Source organism: Burkholderia sp. SIMBA_051 (assembly GCF_046534915.1).
Lineage (GTDB): Bacteria > Pseudomonadota > Gammaproteobacteria > Burkholderiales > Burkholderiaceae > Burkholderia > Burkholderia ambifaria.
Genome location: NZ_JAWRXS010000007.1, coordinates 377748 through 401030, shown reverse-complemented (window position 1 = coordinate 401030; position 23283 = coordinate 377748). Strand labels below are relative to the sequence as shown.

At 68.3% G+C, this 23283-nt stretch carries 22 protein-coding genes; 16 read left to right on the top strand and 6 right to left on the bottom strand.

The window, feature by feature from the left end; all coding sequences use genetic code 11:
• Window positions 1–322 precede the first annotated feature (322 nt).
• The 11 genes from SB771_RS19960 to SB771_RS19910 all read left to right on the top strand — a co-directional run bounded on the left by SB771_RS19960 (window position 323) and on the right by SB771_RS19910 (window position 11656).
• On the top strand, window positions 323–1222 hold the full coding sequence (locus SB771_RS19960; RefSeq protein ID WP_006755792.1) for an IclR family transcriptional regulator: 900 nt from the start codon (window positions 323–325) through the stop codon (window positions 1220–1222).
• A complete protein-coding gene (locus SB771_RS19955; RefSeq protein WP_175661530.1) occupies window positions 1219–2244 on the top strand; it encodes a 2-dehydro-3-deoxygalactonokinase in 1026 nt (341 codons plus the stop codon). Before SB771_RS19960 ends, SB771_RS19955 begins: the two co-directional genes overlap by 4 nt.
• Before the next feature lie 22 nt (window positions 2245–2266).
• Entirely contained in the window at window positions 2267–2944 is a 678-nt protein-coding gene (locus tag SB771_RS19950) for a 2-dehydro-3-deoxy-6-phosphogalactonate aldolase (protein ID WP_175661529.1), read from the top strand.
• Window positions 2944–3723: an SDR family oxidoreductase gene (locus SB771_RS19945; RefSeq protein ID WP_041491315.1), complete on the top strand. Its 780-nt coding sequence runs from the start codon at window positions 2944–2946 to the stop codon at window positions 3721–3723. The genes SB771_RS19950 and SB771_RS19945 overlap by 1 nt, the downstream gene beginning before the upstream one ends.
• 102 nt (window positions 3724–3825) lie before the next feature.
• Window positions 3826–4821: an arabinose ABC transporter substrate-binding protein gene (locus SB771_RS19940; protein ID WP_006755510.1), complete on the top strand. Its 996-nt coding sequence runs from the start codon at window positions 3826–3828 to the stop codon at window positions 4819–4821.
• 68 nt (window positions 4822–4889) lie between these two features.
• Window positions 4890–6401 (top strand): L-arabinose ABC transporter ATP-binding protein AraG, encoded by a 1512-nt coding sequence (gene araG / locus SB771_RS19935; RefSeq protein ID WP_175661528.1) that lies wholly within the window; start codon window positions 4890–4892, stop codon window positions 6399–6401.
• A gap of 90 nt (window positions 6402–6491) precedes the next feature.
• Window positions 6492–7508 carry an L-arabinose ABC transporter permease AraH gene (gene araH / locus SB771_RS19930; protein WP_012363061.1) on the top strand — a complete coding sequence of 339 codons (1017 nt, stop codon included), beginning with the start codon at window positions 6492–6494 and terminating at the stop codon, window positions 7506–7508.
• Window positions 7509–7531: 23 nt separating this feature from the next.
• On the top strand, window positions 7532–8347 hold the full coding sequence (locus SB771_RS19925) for an SDR family NAD(P)-dependent oxidoreductase (protein WP_175661527.1): 816 nt from the start codon (window positions 7532–7534) through the stop codon (window positions 8345–8347).
• Window positions 8348–8427: 80 nt separating this feature from the next.
• Window positions 8428–9489 carry an aldose 1-epimerase gene (locus SB771_RS19920; RefSeq protein ID WP_175661526.1) on the top strand — a complete coding sequence of 354 codons (1062 nt, stop codon included), beginning with the start codon at window positions 8428–8430 and terminating at the stop codon, window positions 9487–9489.
• 39 nt (window positions 9490–9528) lie between these two features.
• On the top strand, window positions 9529–10356 hold the full coding sequence (gene pyrF, locus SB771_RS19915; RefSeq protein WP_011655939.1) for an orotidine-5'-phosphate decarboxylase: 828 nt from the start codon (window positions 9529–9531) through the stop codon (window positions 10354–10356).
• A 241-nt stretch (window positions 10357–10597) separates the two neighbouring features.
• On the top strand, window positions 10598–11656 hold the full coding sequence (locus SB771_RS19910; protein WP_126227140.1) for a haloacid dehalogenase-like hydrolase: 1059 nt from the start codon (window positions 10598–10600) through the stop codon (window positions 11654–11656).
• Window positions 11657–11730: 74 nt separating this feature from the next.
• Here the strand turns inward: SB771_RS19910 and SB771_RS19905 are convergent, their stop codons facing one another.
• The 3 genes from SB771_RS19905 to thiL are packed head-to-tail and all read right to left on the bottom strand — an operon-like array spanning window position 11731 to window position 13833.
• Window positions 11731–12231: a CinA family protein gene (locus SB771_RS19905; protein ID WP_012363065.1), complete on the bottom strand. Its 501-nt coding sequence runs from the start codon at window positions 12229–12231 to the stop codon at window positions 11731–11733.
• Window positions 12232–12263: 32 nt separating this feature from the next.
• A complete protein-coding gene (locus SB771_RS19900) occupies window positions 12264–12809 on the bottom strand; it encodes a phosphatidylglycerophosphatase A (protein WP_011655942.1) in 546 nt (181 codons plus the stop codon).
• Complete coding sequence (thiL, locus tag SB771_RS19895; RefSeq protein WP_175661525.1) at window positions 12799–13833, bottom strand: thiamine-phosphate kinase; 1035 nt, start codon at window positions 13831–13833, stop codon at window positions 12799–12801. Before thiL ends, SB771_RS19900 begins: the two co-directional genes overlap by 11 nt.
• Window positions 13834–13933: 100 nt before the next feature.
• Here thiL and SB771_RS19890 point away from each other — a divergent pair, with 100 nt between their 5' ends.
• From SB771_RS19890 to SB771_RS19875, 4 genes are all read left to right on the top strand, one after another.
• Window positions 13934–16276 (top strand): NADP-dependent malic enzyme, encoded by a 2343-nt coding sequence (locus SB771_RS19890; protein WP_279607089.1) that lies wholly within the window; start codon window positions 13934–13936, stop codon window positions 16274–16276.
• Between the two features lie 376 nt (window positions 16277–16652).
• Window positions 16653–17084 (top strand): ribonuclease, encoded by a 432-nt coding sequence (locus tag SB771_RS19885; protein ID WP_006753299.1) that lies wholly within the window; start codon window positions 16653–16655, stop codon window positions 17082–17084.
• 16 nt (window positions 17085–17100) lie between these two features.
• Entirely contained in the window at window positions 17101–17664 is a 564-nt protein-coding gene (locus tag SB771_RS19880; RefSeq protein WP_006753300.1) for a barstar family protein, read from the top strand.
• 224 nt (window positions 17665–17888) lie between these two features.
• Window positions 17889–18596, top strand: a complete 708-nt coding sequence (locus SB771_RS19875) for a hypothetical protein (RefSeq protein WP_175661523.1) — start codon at window positions 17889–17891, stop codon at window positions 18594–18596.
• A 106-nt stretch (window positions 18597–18702) separates the two neighbouring features.
• On the opposite strand, the gene SB771_RS19870 is transcribed toward SB771_RS19875, so the two are convergent.
• From SB771_RS19870 to speE, 3 genes are all read right to left on the bottom strand, one after another.
• Window positions 18703–19470 carry a 16S rRNA (uracil(1498)-N(3))-methyltransferase gene (locus SB771_RS19870; RefSeq protein ID WP_175661522.1) on the bottom strand — a complete coding sequence of 256 codons (768 nt, stop codon included), beginning with the start codon at window positions 19468–19470 and terminating at the stop codon, window positions 18703–18705.
• 17 nt (window positions 19471–19487) lie between these two features.
• Complete coding sequence (locus SB771_RS19865; RefSeq protein WP_175661521.1) at window positions 19488–19904, bottom strand: VOC family protein; 417 nt, start codon at window positions 19902–19904, stop codon at window positions 19488–19490.
• 202 nt (window positions 19905–20106) lie between these two features.
• The gene (speE, locus tag SB771_RS19860; protein ID WP_175661520.1) at window positions 20107–20964 is read right to left on the bottom strand and encodes a polyamine aminopropyltransferase; all 858 of its coding nucleotides are present in this window, start codon (window positions 20962–20964) and stop codon (window positions 20107–20109) included.
• Window positions 20965–21181: 217 nt separating this feature from the next.
• Here speE and tkt point away from each other — a divergent pair, with 217 nt between their 5' ends.
• The gene (tkt, locus tag SB771_RS19855) at window positions 21182–23254 is read left to right on the top strand and encodes a transketolase (protein WP_175661519.1); all 2073 of its coding nucleotides are present in this window, start codon (window positions 21182–21184) and stop codon (window positions 23252–23254) included.
• Window positions 23255–23283 lie beyond the last annotated feature (29 nt).

Sequence of the window (23283 nt, the reverse complement as noted above, 5' to 3'; positions counted from 1 at the left end):
GATAACGGGGGCGGAACCCGCAGCGCGTCGGGTTCCGCCCCCGTGCACGTGGCGCGGCCGTTTCGGCGCGATCGCCGGCTTTTCTCATTATCTGGACAACGCATTCAAATATTGGAGACGAGTGCGTGCGCTCCTACAATCCGAAGCACATCGACAGCTTCGGACCCACGCATCGCGCGGCGCCCGACGCACACGGAGACACCTTCCATGAAGTTCGCCGGGCGCTTTCCTCGGTGCATCGACCGCCGCGTTGCCGCGACGCCCGACCTCGTTCCGGCCTCGCGACCGCCGCTTCACCGATTCCGTTGAAGAAGCCCGTTCCATGACCAAGATGCCCGATTCCCTTGCTCTCGACGCCCGGCGTGCGACGCCGGACGATGCGCCGCTGACCGACAGCATCGGCGCGACCAGCACGCCGCTCGATCTCGCCGCGCAGCAGGCCGGCACGCAGACGCTGTTGCGCGGCCTCGCGATCCTCGAAGCGATCGCGAACGGCGCGCGCGACATGCGTGCGATCGGCGCCGCGCTCGGCACGACGCGCAGCACGACGCACCGTCTCGTCAGCAGCCTCGTGCAGGCGCGCTACCTGCGACAGGTGCAGGGCGGTTACCTGCTCGGCCCGAAGCTGATCGAGCTCGGCACGATCGCGCTTGAGCAGATGCCGCTCACGGCGGTCGCGCGGCCGCACCTCGAGGCGCTCGCGGAAGCGACGCTCGACACGATTCACCTCGGCGTGCGCGACGGCGACGACGTGCTGTACATCGACAAGATTCCCGGCACGCGCGGCCTCGAGATGCGTTCGCGCGTCGGCCACCGGATGCCGCTCGCATCGACCGGCATCGGCAAGGCGATGATGCTCGACCTCGATCCGGACGTGTGGCGCTCGCTGTTCGAAGCCGCGCGCCGCGCGCTGGCCGGCGTCAATTTCAAGCCGGACAACCGCCCCGAGACGAGCGCGTTCCTGCAGCGCATGGCGCACTACGCGGCCGGCGGCTACACGTTCGACCTCGAGGAAAACGAGGCGTCGATCCGCTGCGTGGCCGCGCCGATTCGCGACGCGTCGGGCGCGGTCGTCGCGGCCGTGTCGGTCGCGAGCACGATTCCGTACATGCCGCACGATCGGATGGATGAACTGATTCCGCTCGTGCAGCGTGAAGCGCGAGCCATTTCCGCTGAACTGGGCTGGAGCCCGCCGCAAGGTACCCGCAGGATCAAACGATGACCCATCCGACCCGGACCGCTCCGGACGCCAACTCCGCCGCCCCGTCGCTGATTGCGCTCGACTGGGGCACGACGTCGCTGCGCGCGTATCTGTTCGATGCGCACGGCGCGCTGCTCGACACGCGCAGCCGCGCGGCGGGCGTGATGCACGTGCCGGCCGGCGGCGCGCGTGCGTTCGACGTCGTGTTCGAGGAAGCGTGCGGCGACTGGCTCGACCGCGCGCCCGGCGTGCCGGTGCTGGCCGCCGGGATGGTCGGCAGCGCGCAGGGCTGGCGCGAGGCGCCGTACGTCGCGGTGCCGGCCGGCGCCGATGCGCTGGTCGCGGGCCTCGTCACGGTGACGACGGCGCGCGGCACGGCGGTGTCGATCGTGCCGGGCGTGATCGCGACGGGCGAATTGCCTGACGTGATGCGCGGCGAAGAAACGCAGATATTCGGCGCACTCGCTAACGATTCTCTGCTTGATGCTGATCGTTCAGGGCTACTGATCGGATTGCCGGGCACGCATGCGAAGTGGGCGTGGGTGAAGGACGGGCTCATCGAGCGCTTCCAGACCTTCATGACGGGCGAGCTGTTCGCGGCGCTGCGCGATCACACGATCCTCGGCCGCACGATGCGCGCGAGCCCGACGCCCGACCGCGCGGCATTCGCGCGCGGCGTCGCGGTCGCCCGCGGCGCGCAGCGCGCGGGGCTGCTCGCGACGATCTTCAGCACACGCACGCTCGGCCTGACCGACCGGCTCGCGCCTGATGCACAGGGCGACTACCTGTCCGGCCTGCTGATCGGCCACGAACTCGGCGCGCTCGACGCGATGCTCGCGGAACGCGGTGTCGCGCTCGCGAACCAGCCGCTGCTGCTGATCGGCGACGACGGATTGTGCGCGCGCTATGTCGATGCGCTGCAGGTATTCGGCTGCCTGCATGCGCGCGTCGTCGCGCAGGCGACCGAGCGCGGCCTGTGGTGGATCGCATCGCGTGCCGGACTCGTGCGCGCGGACGGCGAACCCGTCTGCGCCGATCAATGAACCGATTGAAGAGGAACTCTCGATGTCGTCCGAACTGACCTTGCCCGCGCCGTACACGCCGCATCCCGCGTTGATGCGGGCGTTCGACGCATGCCCGCTGATCGCGATCATGCGCGGCATCACGCCCGCCGAAGCGGCCGACCACGGCCTTGCGCTGCACGAAGCCGGCGTGCGGATCGTCGAGGTGCCGCTGAACTCGCCCGATCCGTTCGACAGCATCGCGGCGCTGCGCCGCGCGTTGCCGGACGACATGATCGTCGGCGCGGGCACCGTGCTGCGCGCCGAATTCGTCGACCGCGTGCAGGACGCCGGCGGCACGCTGATCGTGATGCCGCACAGCGACGCGGCCGTGATCCGCCGCGCGCGCGAGCGGGGGCTCGCGAGCGCTCCGGGCGTCGCGACGCCGACCGAGGCGTTCGCCGCGCTCGCGAACGGCGCCGACGTGCTGAAGATGTTCCCGGCCGAGCAGCTCGGCGTGTCCGTCGTGAAGGCGTGGCGCGCGGTGATCGACCGCGCGGTGCCGCTGCTTCCGGTCGGCGGGATCACGCCGGACAACATGCAGCCGTTCCTCGCGGCCGGTGCCAACGGCTTCGGCCTCGGCTCGGCGCTGTACCGGCCCGGCCAGTCGGCGGACGCGACGCTCGCGAATGCGCGCGCGTTCCAGGCCGGCCTGCGCGCGGCGCTGGGCGGAGCCGCATGATGGGACGTCTCGCGGGCAAAGTCGCGGTGGTGACGGGCGCGGGCCGCGGGATCGGCGCCGCGATCGCGCAGGCGTTCGCGCGCGAGGGCGCGGCCGTCGCGCTCGTCGACCTCGACTTCCCGCAGGCGCAGCGCACGGCGGCCGCGATCGCCGCCGGCATCGACGGCGCGCGCGTGCTCGCGCTGCACGCGGACGTCGCGCGGCAGGACTCGGTGCGCGACGCGTTCGCGCAGACCGAAGCGGCGCTCGGCCCGCTCGACGTGCTGGTGAACAACGCCGGCATCAACGTGTTCGCCGATCCGCTGACGATGACGGACGACGATTGGCGCCGCTGCTTCGCGGTCGATCTCGACGGCGTGTGGCACGGCTGCCGCGCGGCGCTGCCCGGGATGGTCGAACGCGGTCGCGGCAGCATCGTGAACATCGCGTCGACGCATGCATTCCGGATCATCCCCGGCTGCTTTCCGTACCCGGTCGCGAAACACGGCGTGCTGGGCCTCACGCGCGCGCTCGGCATCGAATACGCGGCGCGCAACGTGCGGATGAACGCGATCGCGCCCGGCTACATCGAGACGCAGCTCACGCGCGACTGGTGGGATGCGCAGGCCGACCCGGCCGCGGCGCGCGCCGAGACGCTCGCGCTGCAGCCGATGAAGCGGATCGGCAAACCGGAGGAAGTCGCGATGACGGCCGTGTTCCTCGCGTCCGACGAGGCGCCGTTCATCAATGCCGCGTGCATCACCGTCGATGGCGGGCGCGCGGCGCTGTACCACGATTGACGCAACGATTCGAAAGACCGCACGTGCGACGGCCGCGCGCACGCTGCGTCGAAACCAACAAGCGGCTGCATCCCGTTCGATGAAGACAAGGAGACACTGGAGATGAAACGCAGAACGTTCGTAACGCTGGCCGCCGCCGCGGCGGTGGTGATGGGCAGTCCGGTCGCGCACGCGGCCGATCCGGTCAAGATCGGCTTTCTGGTGAAGCAGCCGGAAGAGCCGTGGTTCCAGGACGAATGGAAATTCGCCGAGATGGCCGCGAAGGACAAGGGCTTCACGCTCGTGAAGATCGGCGCGCCGTCGGGCGAGAAGGTGATGAGCGCGATCGACAACCTGTCCGCGCAGAAGGTGCAGGGCTTCATCATCTGCACGCCCGACGTGAAGCTCGGGCCGGGCATCGTCGCGAAGGCGAAGTCGCACAACCTGAAGATGATGACGGTGGACGACCGCCTCGTCGACGGCGCGGGCAAGCCGATCGAGTCGGTGCCGCACATGGGCATTTCCGCGTACAACATCGGCAAGCAGGTCGGCGACGGCATCGCGGCCGAGATCAAGAAGCGCGGCTGGAACATGAAGGAAGTCGGCGCGATCGACATCACGTACGAGCAGCTGCCGACCGCGCACGACCGCACGAGCGGCGCGACCGACGCGCTGGTGGCGGCCGGCTTCCCGAAGGCGAACGTGATCGCGGCGCCGCAGGCGAAGACCGACACCGAGAACGCGTTCAACGCGGCGAACATCGCGCTCACCAAGAACCCGCAATTCAAGCACTGGGTCGCCTACGGCCTGAACGACGAAGCCGTGCTCGGCGCGGTGCGCGCGGCCGAAGGGCGCGGCTTCAAGGCGGACAACATGATCGGCATCGGCATCGGCGGTTCCGATTCGGCGCTCAGCGAATTCAAGAAGCCGCAACCGACGGGCTTCTACGGCACCGTGATCATCAGCCCGAAGCGCCACGGCGAGGAAACCTCGGACCTGATGTACGCATGGATCACGCAGGGCAAGGCACCGCCGGCGCTGACGCTGACGACGGGCATGCTCGCGACGCGCGACAACGTGTCGAAGGTGCGCGACGAGATGGGGCTCGCATCGAAGTAAGCGGCTTGCCGGCTGCCGCGGCGATGCGGCAGCCGGCGATCGATGGATCTGCAAAGTGGGGAGACGACGTGTCAGCGGCACTGCGTTTTGACAATATCGGCAAGGTATTTCCCGGCGTGCGCGCACTCGACGGCATCTCGTTCGACGTGCATGCGGGCGAGGTGCATGGCCTGATGGGCGAGAACGGCGCGGGCAAGTCGACGCTGCTGAAGATTCTCGGCGGCGAATACCAGCCCGACGCGGGCAGCGTGCTGGTCGACGGCCAGCCCGTGCATTTCTCGAGTGCGGCCGCGTCGATCGCGGCCGGCATTGCGGTGATTCACCAGGAACTGCAGTACGTGCCCGACCTGACGGTCGCGGAGAACCTGCTGCTCGGCCGCCTGCCGAACGCGCTCGGCTGGGTGAAGAAGGGCGAGGCGAAGCGCCATGTGCGCGAGCGGCTCGCCGCGATGGGCGTCGATCTCGATCCCGACGCGAAGCTCGGGCGGCTATCGATCGCGCAGCGGCAGATGGTCGAGATCTGCAAGGCGCTGATGCGCAACGCGCGCGTGATCGCGCTCGACGAGCCGACGAGCTCGCTGTCGCATCGCGAGACCGAGGTGCTGTTCAAGCTCGTCGACGACCTGCGCGCGCAGGGCCGCGCGCTGATCTACATCTCGCACCGGATGGACGAGATCTACCGGCTGTGCGATGCATGCACCATCTTCCGCGACGGGCGCAAGATCGCGTCGCACGAATCGCTCGCCGACGTGCCGCGCGAGCAGCTCGTCGCCGAGATGGTCGGGCGCGAGATTTCGGACATCTACCATTACGCGCCGCGCGCGCTCGGCGACGTGCGGTTTTCGGCCGAAGGCGTCGACGGCCCGGCGCTGCGCGAACCGGCGAGCTTCTCGGTGCGCGCGGGCGAGATCGTCGGGTTCTTCGGGCTGGTCGGCGCGGGGCGCAGCGAACTGATGCGGCTCGTGTACGGCGCGGACCGCCGGCGCGCGGGCGAGCTGACGCTCGACGGCAAGCGCATCGACGTGAAGCGCACCGGCGACGCGATCCGCCACGGCATCGTGCTGTGTCCGGAGGACCGCAAGGAAGAAGGGATCATCGCGATGGCGTCGGTCGCGGAGAACATCAACATCAGCTGCCGCCGCCATTCGCTGCGCGCCGGGCTCTTCATCGACCGCAAGGCCGAGATCGAAACGGCCGACCGCTTCATCCAGCGGCTGAAGATCAAGACGCCGAACCGCCGGCAGAAGATCCGCTTCCTGTCGGGCGGCAACCAGCAGAAGGCGATCCTGTCGCGCTGGCTCGCGGAGCCCGACCTGAAGGTCGTGATCCTCGACGAGCCGACGCGCGGGATCGACGTCGGCGCCAAGCACGAGATCTACGACGTGATCTACCGGCTCGCGGAGCGCGGCTGCGCGATCGTGATGGTGTCGTCGGAACTGCCGGAAGTGCTCGGCGTGTCCGACCGCATCGTCGTGATGCGCGAGGGCCGCATCGCGGGCGAGCTGTCACGCGCGCAGGCGAACGAGCATGCGGTGCTCAGCCTCGCGCTGCCGCAGACGAGCGTCGCCGAGGCGGCCTGACGCGGTGTCAGGTCGCCGCGGGCGATGCAGGATATTCGAATCGATCACGCGCGGCGCGGGCCGCGCGACGCAGGAGCAGGAGACACAACCATGCAAGTCCGGGAAAACCTCGCCAGCGCAGCCGTGAAGCCGTCGGCCGACGCGCTGGTTCCACAGCAGAGCGACCGCCAGAAGTGGTGGCAGCACCTCACCGAATACAGCCTGATCGCGATCTTCGCGGTGATGTTCCTGACGATGTCGCTGACGGTCGATCACTTCTTCTCGATCGACAACATGCTCGGCCTCGCGCTGTCGATCTCGCAGATCGGGATGGTCGCGTGCACGATGATGTTCTGTCTGGCCTCGCGCGACTTCGACCTGTCGATCGGCTCGACCGTCGCGTTCTCCGGCGTGCTGTGCGCGATGGTGCTGAACGCGACCGACAACACGTTCGTCGCGATCATCGCGGCAGTCGCCGCCGGTGCGGCGATCGGATTCGTGAACGGCGCGGTGATCGCGTACCTGCGCATCAACGCGCTGATCACGACGCTCGCGACGATGGAAATCGTGCGCGGGCTCGGCTTCATCGTGTCGAAGGGGCAGGCGGTCGGCGTGTCGTCGGACACGTTCATCGCGCTCGGCGGGCTGTCGCTGTTCGGCGTATCGCTGCCGATCTGGGTCACGCTCCTGTGCTTCATCGTGTTCGGCGTGCTGCTGAACCAGACTGTCTACGGCCGCAATACGCTCGCGATCGGCGGCAACCCGGAGGCGTCGCGCCTCGCGGGGATCAACGTCGAACGCACGCGCGTGTACATCTTCCTGATCCAGGGCGCGGTGACGGCGCTCGCCGGCGTGATCCTCGCGTCGCGCATCACGTCGGGCCAGCCGAACGCCGCGCAGGGCTTCGAGCTGAACGTGATCTCCGCCTGCGTGCTCGGCGGCGTGTCGCTGATGGGCGGCCGCGCGACGATCTCGGGCGTCGTGATCGGCGTGCTGATCATGGGCACCGTCGAGAACGTGATGAACCTGATGAACATCGACGCGTTCTACCAGTACCTGGTGCGCGGCGCGATCCTGCTCGCAGCCGTGCTGCTCGACCAGCTGAAGAACCGCGGCGTACGCGACTGACCGATTCCACGGAGACGATTCGCATGACCATCGAAACTTCCGCGCAGGATTCGCGCGCCGCGAGCGACGCGCGTTATGCGCGCTACCCGAGCCTCGCGGATCGCGCGGTGCTGATCACGGGCGGCGCGACCGGGATCGGCGCGGCGTTCGTCGAGCACTTCGCGCGGCAGGGCGCGCGCGTCGCGTTCGTCGATCTCGACGCGCAGGCGGGCCAGGCGCTCGCGGAGAGCCTCGCGCAGTTGCCGGAGGTACGCCACGCGCCGCTGTTCCTGCCGTGCGACCTGACCGACATCGACGCGCTGCGCCATGCGATCGACGCGCTCCGCGCGCGGATCGGCGCGATCGCGGTGCTCGTGAACAACGCGGCGAACGACACGCGCCACGCGATCGCCGACGTGACGCCCGCGTCGTTCGACGCAGGCATCGCCGTGAACCTGCGCCACCAGTTCTTCGCCGCGCAGGCGGTGATCGACGACATGAAGCAGCGCGGCGGCGGCGCGATCATCAATCTCGGCTCGATCAGCTGGATGCTGAAGAACGGCGGCTATCCCGTCTACGTGATGGCGAAGGCGGCCGTGCAGGGGCTCACGCGCGGGCTCGCGCGCGATCTCGGCCCGTTCGGGATCCGCGTGAATTCGCTGGTGCCCGGCTGGGTGATGACCGACAAGCAGCGCAAGCTGTGGCTCGACGACGCGGGCCGGGCGGCGATCAAGGCGGGCCAGTGCATCGACGCCGAGCTGCTGCCGGACGATCTCGCGCGCATGGCGCTGTTTCTCGCGGCCGACGACAGCCGGATGATTACCGCGCAGGACGTGGTGGTCGACGGCGGCTGGGCCTGATTGTAGGTATGGGTGTCGGGGTTCGCTCGGCACCGTGCGACGACCTGTATCGTTTCATCGACGAAGGAAAGGAGTTCACCATGACCGCCACGTCCTCGCGCACCTTGTCGTCCACGAGCCAGTCGCGCCGCGCGCGTCTGGCTGCCGCCGCGCAGCCGGTCAGCGCCGGCCCGCAGACCGCCGCGTTCGCGCAGGGCGTCGGCGCCGCGCATGCGGCGGCCGTCACGCTGTCGAACGCGGCGCTGCGGCTCGACGTGCTGCCGCACCTCGGCGGCGGCATCGCGCGCTTCGACTGGCGCGGCGACCACGGCGCGCTGGTGCCGGTGTTCCGCCGCTGCGAGCATCCGGAAACGGTCACGGACCCGAACGAACTCGCGTGCTATCCGCTGCTGCCGTATTCGAACCGGATCGGCAACGGCCGCTTCGAATGCGACGGGCGCAGCGTCGCGGTGCCGCGCAATCGTCGCGACGAGCCGCTGCCGATTCACGGCGACGGCTGGCTCGCGCCGTGGCAGGTGGACGACGCGACCGACACGACGCTGCAACTGTCGCTCGATCGCGCGAGCGGCGCGCCGTATGCGTTTCGCGCGATCCAGTCGTTCGCGCTCGACGACACGACGCTGTCGATCGCACTGACGATCGAGAATGCGGGGCGCGCGCGGCTGCCGTTCGGTCTCGGCGTGCATCCGTTCCTGGTGCGCGACGCCGTGACCGAGCTTGCCGCGGCCGCGGGCGGGCTGTGGCTGTCGGGCGCCGATTTCCTGCCGGTGCGGCACGTGAGCGTGCCGCCGGCCTGGCAGTTCGGCGTCGCGTATCCGTTGCCGGCGACGCTCGTCAATCATGCGTTCACCGGCTGGGGCGGCCACGCGGCGGTGAGCTGGCCGCGCCGCGGGCTGTCGCTGACGGTGGCGGCCGACGCCGATGCGTACGTGCTGTATACGCCGCCCGGCGAGGATTTCTTCTGCTTCGAACCCGTCGATCATCCGATCAACGCGGTGAATTTGCCCGGGGGTGCCGCCGCGCACGGCATGACGCTGCTCGCGCCGGGCGAGCGGCTCACGCGGCGTTTCGCGTTCACCGTCGAGCGGGCCGATACACGCGTCGATGCGGCCGCGCGCGAAGGGCGCCGGCGACGCGGGTAAAATACGCGGTCTACCAACGGTTTGCCGCGAGTATCCGCCATGTCTTCCCCGCTTACTTTCATCGAATCGCTGCGCGCCGCGTGGCAGCGCACGAATTCGCTGCTGTGCGTCGGCCTCGATCCCGAGCCGTCGCGCTTTCCCGTGCAGTTCGACGGCCAGCCCGACGCGATCTTCGAATTCTGCCGGCAGATCGTCGACGCGACCGCGCCGTATGCGAGCGCGTTCAAGCCGCAGATCGCGTACTTCGCCGCGCATCGCGCCGAAGACCAGCTCGAGCGCCTGATCGCGCACATCCACCTCCAGCATCCGGGCCTGCCCGTGATCCTCGACGCGAAGCGCGGCGACATCGGCAGCACCGCCGAGCAGTACGCGCGCGAGGCGTTCGAGCGCTATCGCGCGGACGCCGTCACCGTGAACCCGTACATGGGCTACGACTCGGTCGAGCCGTACTTCGAGCATGAAGGCAAGGGCGTGATCGTGCTGTGCCGCACGTCGAACCCGGGTGGCTCGGATCTTCAATTCCTCGACACGAACGGCCGGCCGCTGTACCAGGTCGTGGCCGATCTCGCGGCGAACAAGTGGAACGCGAAGAACGGCCAGCTCGGCCTCGTGGTCGGCGCGACGTTCCCGAACGAAATCGAGATCGTGCGCGGGATCGTCGGCGACATGCCGCTGCTGATTCCCGGCATCGGCGCGCAGGGCGGCGACGTGGAGGCCACCGTCAACGCGGGCCGCACGGCCGACGGCACCGGGATGATGATCAACTCGTCGCGCGCGATCCTGTATGCGAGCAAGGGCGAGGATTTCGCCGAAGCCGCGGCGCTCGCCGCGCAGAAGACGCGCGACACGATCAACGCGCATCGCTGACATACCGGCCGCCCGTCCGGGCGGCCTTTCACCGCCGCGCCCGCATTCGCGGGCCGCGCGCGTGCCTCCCGCGTGCCTCCCGCGTGCCGCCCGCGTGCCGCCTGCGCCTGCCGCATTGGCGCACGTGAACAACTTCCCGTCGCTTCCCACCGCATGCCCGCGCCGCAATCGCGCGATGCTGCCGGGGATCAGGCCCTCGTCATCGATTTGTCACCACACTGTCACGAAAGGGAGCGACGTCATGCCCAAGCTGTCCCGCCGTATTCTGAGCGCGCTTGCCGCGTCGTTGTGCATGTCGTTCGCCCACGCGGCGGACCTGTCGCACTGGCCGGCGGACAGCGCGAAGGCGCTGAACGCGATGATCGCCGCCCATGCGAATCGCGGCGACTACGCGGTGTTCGACGCCGACAACACGACCTACCGCTACGACCTCGAGGAATCGCTGCTGCCGTATCTCGAGAACCGCGGCGTGCTCACGCGCGACTCGCTCGATCCGTCGCTGAAGCTGATCCCGTTCAAGGATTCCGCCGACTACAAGGAATCGCTGACGAGCTACTACTACCGGCTTTGCGAGATCGACGACCTGGTCTGCTACCCGTGGATCGCGCAGGCGTTCGCGGGGCTGTCGCTCGCGGATCTGAAGCGCCACGTCGACGCGATGCTCGCTGACGGCAAGCCGGTGCCGATCCGCTACTGGCAGGGCGACAAGGTCGTCGACGGCGCCGCGAATCCGCCGCGCTTCTTCCGCGGCATGCAGGAGCTGTACAACGCGCTGCGCGAGAACGGGATCGAGGTCTACGTGATGACCGCCGCGCACGAGGAGCTCGCGCGGCTCGTGCTGTCCGATCCGAAGTACGGCTACAACGTGAAGCCGCAGAACGTGATCGGCGTGACGACGCTGCTGCGCAACCCGGCGACGGGCGCGCTGACGACGTCGCGACTGCAGATCAAGGCCGGCAAGTACGACGAGGCCGCGAACCGCAACCTCGTGATCACGCCGTTCCTGATGAACCCGATGACCTGGTACGAAGGCAAGCTCGGCTCGATCGTCGGCTGGATCGACCAGTGGAAGAAGCCGGTGCTCGTCGCGGGCGACACGCCGACGTCCGACGGCTACATGCTGCTGAATGCGACCGACGTCGCGCGCGGCGGCGTGCGCGTCTGGGTCAACAAGAAGGACAAGCAGATGGCGCAGATCCGCGCGTGGTCGGACGAATCGGCCGCGAAGCAGAAAGCGCTCGGCCTGCCGGTGACGGCGGACAAGAACTGGATCGTCGTGAAGCCCGACGCGATCCAGTAAGCGGGGAGGGCGCCGGCCGCCGCTGCCGTTGCGGCGGCAAATCGGCGTTGATTCGGCCTTTAATCAGCCTTCGCTCAGCCTTCGCGCTCGTCGAGCAGCTTCAGCAGCCCGCGCAGCGCATGCGCGGCGGCCTGCGTGCGAATCTGCTCGCGGTCGCCCTTGAACACGCGCGTCTCGACGTCGGTATGCAGCCGGTTGCTCCACGCGAACGACACGGTGCCGACCGGCTTTTTCTCGCTGCCGCCCGCCGGGCCGGCGATGCCGGTCACGGACAGCGCGACCTGCGCGCGGCTGTTGCGCAGCGCGCCTTCGGCCATCGCGCGCGCGACCGGCTCGCTGACGGCGCCATGTTTGTCGATCAGGTCGGGCGGCACGCCGATCATCTCGATCTTGGCCTGGTTCGAATACGTGACGAAGCCGCGCTCGAACCACTGGCTGCTGCCGGAGATGTCGGTGATTGCCGCGGCGATCATGCCGCCCGTGCAGGATTCGGCGGTGGCGAGCGACAGGTGCTCGTCACGCAGCTTGTTGCCTGCGCGGATCGCAAGCTGATGGACGACGGAATCGGTTGGCATGCGCGTCGGGAAACGGGAGTCGGGAACAACGGTCAGCTGACGGCGGAGCGCCACAGGGCGATCACGAGCAGCGTCATGAACGCGGCGATCAGGTCGTCGACCATGATGCCGAGCCCGCCTTTCACGCGACGATCGAAATAGCGGATCGGCGGCGGCTTGAGCATGTCGAAGAAGCGGAACACGACGAACGCCCACAACTGGCCGATGAAGGTCGCGGGCGTGACGAACAGCATCACGAGCCAGATCGCGACGATCTCGTCCCAGACGACGGCGCCCGGATCGGTCGTGCCCATCCTGCGCGCGGTGAAGCCGGTGATCCACGTGCCGGCGACGAACCCGACCGCGATCAGCGCCCACCATTCGGGCACCGTCAGGTAGCCGTTCAGCACGACGAACGTCAGCCACCCGAACAGCGAGCCGAACGTGCCGGGCATGAACGGCGCGAGCCCGCTGCCGAAGCCGAGCGACACGATGTGCGCCGGATGCGACAGCATGAAGCGCACGGTGGCGCGCTGCGGCGCGTTCCGGGCGGCGCCGGGTGCGGCCGCGTTCGGTGCGGTCGTCGGGTCAGTCTGCATGGAAGTGGTCGAAACCGTGCAACGTGAGAGTCAGGGGCGTGCCGGCGGCGTCGCGCCACGCGATCGCGGGCTGCTCCGACGGCGAGGACAACGCGTGTATTGTACCGACTCGCGTGACCCGAACGCCGCTGCTTGCACCCGCCGCCTCGACCGCCGCGCGGGCCGCAACCGGTGCCGTGAAGCACAGTTCGTAGTCGTCGCCGCCGGCCAGCGTGCAGCGCCGCTGCACGTCGGGCGGCAATGTCGCGAGCGCGGCCGAGCGCGGCACCGCGTCGGCGTCGATGTCGGCGCGCACGTTCGAGCGGGTCAGGATGTGCTGAAGGTCGCCGGCGAGGCCGTCCGAGATGTCGAGCGCCGCATGCGCGACGCCCGCGAGTGCCATCCCGAGCGCGATGCGCGGCTCGGGACGCTCGAGCGCCTGCCGGAACGCGGCGGCTTCGGCCGCGCCGGCGCTCCATTCGCCGCGCGCGAGGCCGAGCCCCGCGCGGGCGTCGCCGAGCGTGCCGGACACCCACACATCGTCGCCGTCGCGCGCGGCATCGCGCCGCAGCGCCGCATCCGGCGCGACTTCACCGAACACGGTCACGCACAGGTTCAGCGGCCCGCTCGTCGTGTCGCCGCCGATCAGCTCGCAGCCGAACCGTTCGGCGAGCGCGAACAGCCCGTTGCTGAACGCCTCGAGCCACGCGGCGTCGGCGCGCGGCAGCGCGCACGCGAGCGTGAACGCGCGCGGCTCGGCGCCCATCGCCGCGAGATCCGACAGGTTGACCGCCAGCGTCTTGTGGCCGAGCGCGTCGGGCGCGACATCGGCAAAGAAATGGCGGCCTTCGACCAGCATGTCCGTCGAAATGGCCAGCAATTTTCCGGATCGCGGCGCGATCAGCGCGCAATCGTCACCGATGCCGAGCGTCGACGCACGTGCGCCGCGGGCCGCGCGGCGCGCGAAGAAGCGATCGATCAGCGAAAACTCGGACAAGGCGGCTGGCACGGCGGATGGACCTGGAAGCGGTGAAAGGAACGGCATTGTACGCAGCGAACGGCGCCGTTCCTGCACCGTTCAGACCATTTTTGTCGCGGCTGTCGCACCCGAATCGCCGGTCTGGCGGCCTTGGATTGGCGCTACAATGCCGTCGAACAGTTATTCTAATCCGCCCGCCAAGAGACACATGTCGACCCAAGCCTCCTCCAAAGCCAAGCTCCGCGAAGCCGCTCTCGATTATCACGAATTCCCGACTCCCGGGAAGATCGCGATCGCCCCGACCAAGCAGATGATCAACCAGCGCGACCTCGCGCTCGCGTATTCGCCGGGCGTCGCGTATGCGTGCGAGGAGATCGTCGAGAACCCGCTGAACGCCGCGCGCTTCACCGCGCGCAGCAACCTGGTCGGCGTGGTCACGAACGGCACCGCGGTGCTCGGGCTCGGCAACATCGGCCCGCTCGCGTCGAAGCCGGTGATGGAAGGCAAGGCCGTCCTGTTCAAGAAGTTCGCCGGTATCGACGTGTTCGACATCGAACTGAACGAGTCGGACCCGCACAAGCTGGTCGACGTGATCGCCGCGCTGGAGCCGACCTTCGGCGGGATCAACCTGGAAGACATCAAGGCGCCGGACTGCTTCATCGTCGAGCGCGAAGCGCGCAAGCGGATGAAGATCCCGGTGTTCCACGACGACCAGCACGGCACCGCGATCGTCGTGGCCGCGGCCGTCACGAACGGCCTGAAGGTCGTCGGCAAGGACATCAAGAAGGTGAAGCTCGTCGCGTCGGGCGCCGGTGCGGCCGCGCTCGCGTGTCTGGACCTCCTCGTCGACATCGGGCTGCCGATCGAGAACATCCTGGTGACCGACCTGGCCGGCGTGGTCTACAAGGGCCGCACCGAGCTGATGGATCCGGACAAGGAGCGTTTCGCGCGCGAAACCGAAGCCCGTACGCTGGCCGAAGTGATCGAAGGCGCGGACATCTTCCTCGGCCTGTCGGCCGCGGGCGTGCTGAAGCAGGAGATGGTGAAGGGCATGGCCGAGCGCCCGCTGATCCTCGCGCTCGCGAACCCGACGCCGGAAATCCTGCCGGAACTGGCGCTCGAAGTGCGCCCCGACGCCGTGCTGGCCACCGGCCGCACCGACTATCCGAACCAGGTCAACAACGTCCTGTGCTTCCCGTTCATCTTCCGCGGTGCGCTCGACGTCGGCGCGACGACGATCACGCGTGAAATGGAGATCGCGGCCGTCAACGCGATCGCCGAGCTCGCGCAGCAGGAGCAGAGCGACATCGTCGCGACCGCATACGGCATTCAGGACCTGTCGTTCGGGCCCGACTACCTGATTCCGAAGCCGTTCGATCCGCGCCTGATCGTCAAGATCGCGCCGGCCGTCGCGCAGGCCGCGATGGACGGCGGCGTCGCGACGCGCCCGATCGAGGACATGGAGGCGTACCGCGTTCACCTGCAGCAGTTCGTGTATCACAGCGGCACGACGATGAAGCCGATCTTCCAGATCGCGCGCGCCGCGCCGGGCGAGAAGAAGCGCGTGGTGTTCGCGGAAGGCGAGGAAGAGCGCGTGTTGCGCGCCGTTCAGATCATCGTCGACGAGAAGCTCGCGACGCCGATCCTGATCGGCCGCCCGTCGGTGATCGAGCACCGTATCCAGCGCTACGGCCTGCGCCTCACGCCGGGCACCGATTTCACGGTCGTCAACACCGAGCACGACGAGCGCTACCGCGACTTCTGGCAGACATACTACAAGATGATGTCGCGCAAGGGCATCAGCGAGCAGCTGGCGCGCGTCGAGATGCGCCGCCGCACGACGCTGATCGGCTCGATGCTGGTGAAGAAGGGCGAAGCGGACGGGATGATCTGCGGCACGATCAGCACGACGCACCGCCACCTGCACTTCATCGACCAGGTGATCGGCAAGCGCCCGGGCTGCAGCGTGTACGCGGCGATGAACGGCCTCGTTCTGCCGGGTCGCCAGATTTTCCTGGTCGATACGCACGTGAACGTCGATCCGACGCCGGAGGAACTCGCCGAGATCACGATCATGGCTGCGGAAGAAGTGCGCCGGTTCGGCATCGAGCCGAAGGTCGCGCTGGTGTCGCACTCGAATTTCGGCACGAGCAACGCCCCTTCGGCGAAGAAGATGCGCGATACGCTCGCGATCCTGCAGGAACGCGCGCCGGAGCTGAAGGTAGACGGCGAAATGCACGGCGACGTGGCGCTCGACGCGGCGCTGCGCAAGGAAATCCTGCCGGAATCGACGCTCGAAGGCGACGCGAACCTGCTGATCCTGCCGAACATCGACGCCGCGAACATCGCGTACAACCTGCTGAAGACGGCCGCCGGCAACAACATCGCGATCGGGCCGATCCTGCTGGGCGCGGCGCAGCCGGTGCACGTGCTGACCGAATCGGCGACGGTTCGCCGCATCGTCAACATGGCGGCGCTGCTGGTCGCCGACGTGAACGCCGCACGCTGAGCCGGGATGAACGCGCGGCCCCGGTCAACCGGTGCCGTGCGTCGGGCGAAATTGTAAACAAAAGCAAAAAGAGGCGTGCCCGCACGGGCACGCCGTCAGGTAGGGCGCAAACGCGCTTCCTATAAGCAACAGCAGCATCTCTCCACTCCGGGTAGCGAGCGTGGCAAGGAGGCAGGGTCTTGCCATGCGAGAGATACCGCCGATATTTTATCCTATGCAAGATAAATGTAGTCTTATTTCGGTAAGAAATGCGCGATTTCGGGCTGCGCCAGGCTTTCGATTCCCAAACGAACATTGATTCGCAAGGACAATAGCGCTACGCTAACGCCTTTGGTTGGTCGTCAACTACTTGATTTAACAGCGGGAACCCTGGTTCATGGCACGCAAGTGGCTCCGCAACGGCGCGCTGGCGTCCGTCTTCGCGATGTTCGCGATGGGTATCGTCGGTACACCGACGGGCAGTCTGGTTTCCGCCGCTTACGCACGGCAGGCCGTTTCGGCCGACCTGGCCGTCGGCGGGGTCGATACGATCCCGACCGCCCGTCTGCCGCGCGAGGGCGTGACCACGCTTGGCCTGATCGGCGCCGGTGGCCCCTATCCGTACGAGAAAGACGGCGTCGTCTTCGGCAACCGCGAGCGGATTCTGCCGAAGGCGAAGCGCGGCTACTACCACGAGTACACGGTGCCGACGCCGCGCGCACGCAATCGCGGCGCGCGCCGCATCGTCTGTGGCGGGCCGTTGCGCCGGATCGACAACTGTTATTACACGGACGACCACTACAACAGTTTTAAACGTATTGTTGAATGACTTCGGGATGAATGGCATGAGCGACTCCATCTACGCGCACGACACGGCGGGGGCGGAACTGTTCGCGGCCGGCGACGGCAATCTGTTCCAGCGCGTGATGCAACTACACGCGGTGGCGCAGGCCGGCGGCGCGTCGGAGCAACAGGAAGCCGAGCCCGGGCTTTCATCGAACGAGGAGCCTATGAGCCTTTTCACGACCGTGCGACCCAACCTCGTGCAGTCGATCCGCGCGTTCCGCGTGCAGGATCTCGCCGACGAAGCCAGCCGGCTCGGCCAGCATTTCCTGTACGCGTATTGCGGCGCAGCGCAGTCGAAGCAGGAGGTGATGGAGACGATCGCGACGTCGTTCCTGTTTCCGAAGCATTTCGGGAAGAACTACGACGCGCTGTACGACTGCCTGACCGACCTCGTCGCGAAGGCCGGCGCGCAGCCCGGTTTCGTGATCGTCCTCGAAGGGCTGCCGATCGCGCAGAAATTCGACAAGGAAGGGCGCGAGACGCTGCTCGACGTGTTCCGCGAAGCCGCCGAGTTCTGGGCCGAGCGCAAGGTCGCGTTCCGCGTGTTCTATTCGTTCGCATAAGCGCGTATCCGTCGGCCGCGCACCTGCGGTCGATCTGCCGAAAAGCCCGCGTCGAGCGGGCTTTTTTGCGTCCGCGCGACGCCGGCGGCCCGGTGCGGCGCGTTGCGCATCGGCATCGGCCTTTCACCGGCCCCCTTTTTTCGAGACAATTCCCGCCGGCCCGGCTGCGGCAGCCGTCACGTCGGGCGCGTACAACAATCCATCGAGAGAGGGCCGTTTCCCCCATGAATATTTCCCGTTCCCTGCGCGTCGCCGCGTTGCCGCTGCTGATCGCCGCGGGCGCCGCGCATGCCGCGCCGCTGACCGCCGAGCAGACCGTCGATCTCTATATCGGCGCATTCGTCAACGGCGACGTGTCGAAGGCCCGCGCATTCAACGACGCGGTACGCAAGAGTTACGACGGCAAGGATGCGCTCGACGTCGGCGTTCTGTCGACGCTCGGCGAGTCGATGAGCAAGGATATGGCCGACGGCTTGCTGGCGCCGATGCCGCCGAAGATGAGTGCCGCGTTGCGTCCGTCGGTCGAGAGCATGGCCGCCGCGTATCAGCGCGCGCTCAATCGCTCGGCGTGCAAGGCGACCGGATCGTCGCAGCGACCGAACTCGTCCATCGAGGGCCAGACGATCGCGACGGTCGAATTCGCGTGTCGCGTCGCGGACCCGGGGCCCGGCGGGCGGGCGCTGCAGGCGAAGCTCGGTAATGGTCGCCTGAACAACGACGCGGCACGGATTGCCGCGTTCAAGGCGATTTTCTCGGGCATGGCGCAGGTCCTGGATGAGGCCCCGGTGACGCACGCCGTGACGGGCAAGATCGACCTTTACAGCCTGGAGGGCGGCTGGGCGACCGGCAGCCCGCAAGACGTGCTGACGCCGGTGCTCGAGGCGTTGTCCGACGCGCTGCCGGACGGGGCGCCGAGCGACAAGTCGCGATAAGCGGCAGCATGCCCGCGGGGGCGCCGGCCGCGTAGCGCGGCCGCGGCGCGGCGATGGGCGGATCGGGAAGCGCCGTGCCGCGTCGGGGCCCGGCACGGCCCGCTCGTCACCACCCCCCCCAGCGTGCCGCGAGCGCGGCGAGCACGGCCGCACCGGCCGTCTCGGTGCGCAGCACGCGGGGCCCGAGCGACAACGCGGTGAACCCGTGCGCGCGGGCCGCGTTTTCCTCGTCCGGCGACAGTCCGCCTTCCGGCCCGATCAGCAGCGTGACGGCTGCCGCGGGCGGCGCGTCGGGCAGCGACGCGAACGGGATGCTCGCGCGCGGCGACAGCAGCAACCGCAGTTCGCCGTCGGCCGGCGCGGCCGGCAGCGTGTCGAGCCACGCGCCGAAGCCGCGTACCGGCGCGACGTCGGGCACGCGGTTGCGTCCGCATTGTTCGCACGACGCGCGCACGACGCCGCGCCAGTGCGCGACGCGCTTGTCCGCGCGCTCGCCCGACAGTTTCACGACGCCGCGCGCGGTCGACAGCGGCATGACCGCCGCGACGCCGAGCTCGACGGCTTTCTCGATGACCCAGTCCATCTTGTCGCCGCCGGCGATGCCCTGCGCGAGCGTCACGCGATAGGGCGGCTCGGCCTCGGCCGGGTCGAACGCCTCGATCTGCGCGAGCGCGTTGCGCTTGTCGATCTCGACGAGTCGCGCGCGGTACTGTCCGCCGCTGCCGTCGAACAGCGCGAGCGTGTCGCCGGGCTGCAGCCGCAGCACCTGCGCGTGACGCGCGACATCGGCCGGCAGCGTGAGCGTCGCATCGGCGCGCAGCGCCGCTTCGACGAAAAAGCGCGGCACGGCCGCGGTGGTGGTGGCTTCACTCATGTTGGGCGCGGCTCCGTTCATGCGCTCAGGCGGCAACCGAGCGCCCACCGGTAGCCGTTGAGATCCTCGATCTGCGCGAAGCGGTCGCCCCAGAACTGGTCCTGCGGCGCGGTCAGCGACTTCGCGCCCGCGTCGAGCGCGCGCTGCCAGGTCGTGTCGACGTCGTCGACATACAGATAGAACGCTTGCGGGGCGGTTGCGTCCGCACTCTTCGGCGTGAGCGCGGTCGAGCCGAACGCGCCTTCGGGCGCGAACATCACGATCAACTGCCCGCGGTAGGTCATCTCGACGTGCATGATCGCGCCGTCTTCATCGTGGACGTCGCGCAGCTCGAAGCCGAATGCGGCCTGGAAGAATTCGATGGCCGCCTGCGCATTGCGCACGGCCAGATAGGGTGTCAACCAAGGCACGTTGGCCGGACGTGGATCGGTCATGAAAATCTCCTGTCGAACAGTGTTGGCGCTCGAGCGGCTACGCCGTCCCATGCTTTGCGGTCCAACGGGTATTGGCGGCCGGTCTCGCCCCATGTCGCGGACATTTGGGCGGGCCCCCGGAGTCGTTTCGGGCCTGAGCGTCGCAGGCCGAGCGCGGGAGAACGCGCGACCTGCCTGCAGAACGATGCGTTCGCCTGTCAGCTCAGCGGCGAGCGCCCAGTGTATCGCGCAGCGCGCACGGCAGGGCAAAGAGGGCCGCATGAAGTCGCGCATCGTAGTAGCGCAATCCCTGCACGTGGCGTTCGGCGAGGCGTTCGTCGACGTCGTGCGCGAACAGCGCGGCCGCATCGAGCGTATCGCTCGCGATCGCCATCAGCCATTGGGAGCCGTACAGCGGCACATGCGCGGACAGCGGATCGACGACCGCGAAGCTCGCACGCAGGTCGTCGAGCAGCGCGGCGATGCGCGCCGCGTGGAACTCCGGCGAGCCGAGGTGCATCGAGATCGCGCCGCACGGCGTGAGGATCCGCTTGAGTTGCGCGTAGAACTCGCGCGTATAGAGGCCGGCCGCGGGCGAATCGGGCGGCGTGAGGTCGAACACGACGAGATCGAAATGCTCGATGGTCGACGTGACGAAATGCGCGGCGTCGCCGATCACGACCTCGACGCGCGGGTCGTCGAGTGCGCCCTGGTGCACGTCGTCGAGATAGCGGCGCGCCATGCCGACCACTTCGTCGTCGAGCTCAGCGACGACGACCCGCTCGATGCACGCGTGCTTGAGCAACTGGCGCGCGGCGCCGCCGTCGCCGCCGCCGAGCACGAGCGCCTTCTTCGGGCACGGATGCGCGAGTGCGGCCGGGTGCGTCATGCACTCGTGATACACGAATTCGTCGCCGACCGACGTCATCGGCCGGCCGTCCAGCGTAAACAGGCGGCCGAGCTGCGGCGTTTCCCAGACTTCGATGCGCTGGTGCGGCGACGCGACGTGCGCGAGCCGGCGTGCGTTCGGGAATCCGTAGGCGGCGTTGGGCGTGGGATGGAAGAGAAGGGTCGTGCTCACGGGCGGGCGGCTCGGGGCGGGCAGTTCTGACGTCTGAATTATAGGAGGCGCGCGCTCGTGCGGAAAAGCGTGCCGGAACACCGCGCATCGACAAGGGAAATGTCAGCCCATCTGTTAAAATGACGAGCTTTGCAGCCCCGTCCGTAGGCTCCGTCCGCTTCGCGTCCGTCAGGCGCCGCACCGCGCGCCGGGGAACGATTGACGCTCGAGCTTCCGGATGCCGCCGTGCCCCCGTTTCCTCGACTCGTTCTCCGGACTCGACATGACGACTTCGTCTCCCGCCTCTACCACTCTGATGGCCAACGCGATCCGTGCGCTCGCGATGGACGCCGTCCAGCAAGCGAACTCCGGCCACCCCGGCATGCCGATGGGCATGGCCGAAATCGGCGTTGCGCTCTGGTCGCGCCACCTGAAGCACAACCCGACGAACCCGCACTGGGCAGACCGCGACCGGTTCGTGCTGTCGAACGGCCATGGCTCGATGCTGCTCTACTCGCTGCTGCACCTGACCGGCTACGACCTGCCGATCGAAGAGCTGAAGAACTTCCGCCAGCTGCACTCGAAGACGCCGGGCCACCCGGAATACGGCATCACGCCGGGCGTCGAGACGACCACCGGCCCGCTCGGCCAGGGTCTGGCGAACGCGGTCGGCATGGCGCTCGGCGAAGCGCTGATGGCCGACGAGTTCAACCGTGACGGCGCGAAGATCGTCGATCACCACACGTACGTGTTCCTCGGCGACGGCTGCCTGATGGAAGGCATCTCGCACGAAGCCTGCTCGCTCGCGGGCACGCTGAAGCTGAACAAGCTGATCGCACTGTACGACGACAACGGCATCTCGATCGACGGCGACGTCGTCAACTGGTTCCACGACGACACGCCGAAGCGCTTCGAGGCATACGGCTGGAACGTGATCCCGAACGTGAACGGCCACGACGTCGACGCGGTCGACGCGGCCATCGCGAAGGCTAAGCTGTCGGACAAGCCGACGATGATCTGCTGCAAGACGGTGATCGGCAAGGGCGCGGCGACCAAGGCCGGCGGCCACGACGTGCACGGCGCGGCGCTCGGCGCGGAAGAAATCGCGAAGACGCGCGAAGCGCTCGGCTGGAAGTGGGAGCCGTTCGTGATTCCGCAGGAAGTCTATGCGGCCTGGGACGCGAAGGAAGCCGGCAAGCGTGCCGAGACCGAATGGGACGCGACGTTCGCGCAATATCGCGAGAAATTCCCCGCGGAAGCCGCTGAATTCGAGCGCCGGATGGCCAACAAGCTGCCGGCCGACTGGGCCGAGAAGGCCGCGGCGATCATCGCCGGCGCGAACGAGCGCGCCGAGACGGTCGCGACCCGCAAGGCTTCGCAGCAGGCCATCGAAGGGCTCGCCGCCGCACTGCCGGAACTGCTCGGCGGCTCGGCCGACCTGACCGGCTCGAACCTGACCAACTGGAAGGCATCGAAGGCGGTGCGCGCGAATCCGGAAGGCGCGGGCGTGCTGCTCGGCAACCACATCAACTACGGCGTGCGCGAATTCGGCATGAGCGCCGCGATCAACGGCCTCGCGCTGCACGGCGGCCACAAGCCGTTCGGCGGCACGTTCCTGACGTTCTCCGACTACAGCCGCAACGCGCTGCGCGTCGCGGCGCTGATGAAGGTCCCGTCGATCTTCGTGTTCACGCACGATTCGATCGGCCTCGGCGAAGACGGTCCGACGCACCAGTCCGTCGAGCACGTGTCGAGCCTGCGCCTGATCCCGAACCACGACGTGTGGCGTCCGGCCGACACGGTCGAGACGGCCGTCGCATGGACCCACGCGGTCGCTGCCGACCGTCCGTCGAGCCTGATCTTCAGCCGCCAGAACCTCGCGTTCAACCCGCGTACCGATGCGCAGATCGCGAACATCGAGAAGGGCGGCTACGTGCTGAAGGACTGGGACGAAGAGATCGTCGCGCGCAAGATCATCCTGATCGCGACGGGCTCGGAAGTCGAGCTCGCGATGAAGGCCGTCGAGCCCCTCGCGCAGCAGGGCATCGCGGCCCGCGTCGTGTCGATGCCGTCGACCAACGTGTTCGATCGCCAGGACGCCGAATACCGTGAGCGCGTGCTGCCGCACGGCGTGCGCCGCGTCGCGATCGAAGCGGGCGTGACGAGCTTCTGGCACAAGTACGTCGGCCTCGAAGGCGGCGTCGTCGGGATCGACACGTTCGGCGAATCGGCACCGGCCGGCGTGCTGTTCAAGTACTTCGGTTTCACCGTCGAGCACGTCGTCGAGACCGCGAAGGCCGTGCTGGCCTGAAAGCATACGCGACGCGCGCCACCCCTCGC